Source organism: Pseudomonas sp. B329 (assembly GCF_023127835.1).
GTDB classification, from domain to species: domain Bacteria; phylum Pseudomonadota; class Gammaproteobacteria; order Pseudomonadales; family Pseudomonadaceae; genus Aquipseudomonas; species Aquipseudomonas synxantha_A.
In genome coordinates this window covers 1-2,982 of sequence record NZ_SPKP01000067.1, presented here as the reverse complement: position 1 = coordinate 2,982, position 2,982 = coordinate 1, and the positions used below count along the sequence as shown (strand labels likewise).

Annotated in this window: 2 protein-coding genes and 1 pseudogene; all 3 read left to right on the top strand. The window is 59.7% G+C overall.

The features are described 5' to 3' along the window. A partial coding sequence (locus E4P00_RS27850; RefSeq protein WP_248133414.1) for a VCBS domain-containing protein occupies positions 1-940 on the top strand: 940 nt, incomplete at its 5' end. A 59-nt stretch (positions 941-999) separates the two neighbouring features. Next, the gene (locus E4P00_RS27845) at positions 1,000-2,499 is read left to right on the top strand and encodes a TolC family outer membrane protein (RefSeq protein ID WP_078820954.1); all 1,500 of its coding nucleotides are present in this window, start codon (positions 1,000-1,002) and stop codon (positions 2,497-2,499) included. Next, positions 2,496-2,982, top strand: a pseudogene (locus E4P00_RS27840) (type I secretion system permease/ATPase); the annotation flags it as partial. The gene E4P00_RS27845 and the pseudogene E4P00_RS27840, both read left to right, overlap by 4 nt.

The window sequence follows — 2,982 nt, the reverse complement described above, 5'->3', positions numbered from 1 at the left end:
GTTCATTGGTGGTTTTGCCAACAGTGCGATAAAGAGTGACCTGATTCTGCCGGCAGGCGCAACGTTGTTGAAGGTCAACAATACGACACTTGCCAATGAAGTGCGCACGGTGGTCAAAGGCCAGTTTGGTGACCTGAGCATCGGCGCCGATGGTCAAGCCACCTACAGGCAGAACAGCAATGCCACCCCTTCGGACCAGACCGAGACGTTCTCGTATGAGGCCAGGACTGCTGGGGGAGCCATTCTCACCTCGACCTTCCAAATTGATATCAAGGCGTATTCCGTCTCGGGTGATTTGATCGACAGTGATGATGCCAGCATCGTCAGCGTCGATGGCAAATCGGTGCCTTCGATCAATCAGGAAACCATTGCCGGTAAATACGGTGATTTGAAAGTCGCGGCGAACGGTGACTACACCTACACGCCAAAACTCAGCCTGACGGGTCTGAATGAAGTCGAGACTTTCTCGTATCAAGTACGGCACACGAACGGCGAGACGGTGACCTCCACCCTGGCGGTGAAGATTGCCGACTCCAAGCTCGTCACCGAGCTCAACGAGGTGTCGACCAGTGTGGCCCCCGCGCCTGATCTGGCGGCGCAACTCGCTCAGCCGGAAAGCCAGGTGGAGACAGACATCGACAGCGACACTGCACTGCCGTCGTTCAACCTGGGTCAGGGGCCAAACCTGGACGTCAACAAGCTGGTCAGCCTGCAAGCCAAGGACGATCCGGCCAAGCCCGCGTTGACGGTGACCTTGAACGATATCTTGCAAGCCGATGGCACGGTGTCGAAGTCGACATCTGCCTCGACCCTGGACTTGCCGGATTCGTGGAAACCCGATGGCGTCAAGGCGCCGCTGGATGGCCATGAGTATGTGCACTACATCGATGAAACGTCGAAGAAAGACCTCTGGGTCGAGAGTGGTGTTTCCGTTGTTTAAGTCGTAATGACAGAGCCCTGGGCCGTATGGCCCAGGGTTATTTTCCCTGAGTGTCAATTATGTTCCGGATATTCCATCCCCGGCGTGATATTGCCTGCCTGACGATAGCCTTATCGTTCAGTTCGGGCGGTGTGGTCGGGCAGGTCAATGCACCCTCTGTGCATGACCAACCCCAAGATCAGGTTGCGCCTACCGTGCATCCGATCAAGAACAGTCAAGTGCAAGAAACGGTGCCCGCGCCCTCTTTGGTTTCATTGATTGAAGCCGGGCAGTTTCTTCCACCTTCCGCTCCCCAACTGAGCGTGAACACCTTAGCCACTGCCGGCACCGCGGCGCTGGATATGCGGGCGGCCGTGCGCCAGGCCTTAACCTCGTACCCGGATATCCTGCGGGCGCGGGAAGGGGTCAATGAACAAGTGCAGCGGGTAGAAGTGGCGCAGGCCGGCTATTACCCCAGGATCAGCGGTGGCGTGCGCAGCGGCTACCAAAGTGGTGTGCCTGGCAGTCACAGTGCCCAGGTCTTCGACGTCAGTGCCTCGCAGATGCTGTATGACTTCGGCAAGGTGTCCAGCGCTGTCGAGGCCAGCCAGGCCGGTGTCACCGAGCGCGAGGCAGACGTGCGCCTGAGTGTCGAACAGGTTGCCATGAATACCGCATTGGCCTTTCTTGACGGCCAGTATTACCAGCGGTTGATTGCGATCACCCAGGACCAGATCGACAGCCTGGAAAAAGTCTCCGACCTGGCGCGCCAGCGTCTGGACATGGGCGCCAGTACCCGTTCGGACTATGTGCAAACCATGTCGCGTATTGAAGCTGCCAAGGTCACCGGCTTCCAGCATCAAGCCAGCCTGGCGCGTACGTTTGCCACATTGTCGAACCTGATCGGGCAACCTCGGGTCGAGGGTGTGTCCGACCATTTCCCGCGGGAACTGGAGCAGTCGTGCCAGCAGGTCGATGCCAAGATGCAGGACAACCCTGAGGTGCAGTCCGCCCAAGCGCGGGTAGCCCGGGCCGAGGCCGAAGTGAGCGCCGCCAAGGCAGCCGGGCTACCGACACTGTCCCTGGAGCCGACATTCAGCCACCAGCTGGATGGCAGCCCAGGTACGGACCAGGACCGCAGCCGCTACAGCGTCTTCCTCAACGCGAGCATGCCGATCTATCAGGGTAACGCGATCCAGGCCGGCAAGGCGGCCAGCGAGAGGGCCCTGGCGTCCTCCCAGGCCGGCCTCGATACTGCCCGTTTGCGCGCGCGCCAGGAAATGCAGCAGTCGCAGAGCCAGGTGCTGAAGTTACATGCCAGCCTGGGTGCCCAAACCGTGCGCGAAAGCACGATCAATGAAACTCGCGTGCTCTACCGCCAGCAATACCTTGAGTTGGGCACCCGGCCGCTGCTGGATCTGCTCAATGCCGAGCAAGAGGCGTATTTGTCGCGGGTCGAGCAGCAGACCACGCTCAATAGCCTGCGTCGGTTACAGATCAACTGCCTGTATAGCGCAGGCCATCTCAGTCAGGCGTTTGGTGCTGCCAACGACGCCACCTACCGTGAGCGTTTGCCATGAACCGCCGTGCCCAAGAACCCCTGCAAGCCAGTCCGCCATCTGTTTCCCCGCCCTGGCTGGAAATGTTGTTGCTGGTTGCTGGTCATTACAACCTGAGCTTCTCCCCCGAGGATGCGCGGCTGGCCGCTGCCTGGCAGGGCAGTGCGCATTCCGATGACCAGCTGTATGCCATTGCCAAACACTTGGGACTGTCGGTCAAGATTGATGAAGAGTTACAGGCCGAAGACCTGACTCAATGGCGTTTACCGTTGCTGGTGCAATTGGCCGATGGCCAATTGGCGCTGATCGAAGGCTTGCGCGCCGAGGACTCGCTGCAAGTGCGGCTCAGCGGCGACCATGGCCTGGCCACGGTGTTGTCGCGCCAGGAACTGCTGGAGCAGTGCCGCCGGGTCATCCTGCTGCGCCCGGTGGGTAATCGCGCCGACGTGCGTGTGGACGACTACATCAAGCCGTATGACAAAAACTGGTTCAAGGGCATCGTCC

What these genes read in the sequence shown, in the direction of transcription:
- E4P00_RS27845 (WP_078820954.1), top strand. Translation starts at nt 1,000, where the DNA reads ATGTTCCGGATATTCCATCCCCGGCGTGATATTGCCTGCCTGACGATA.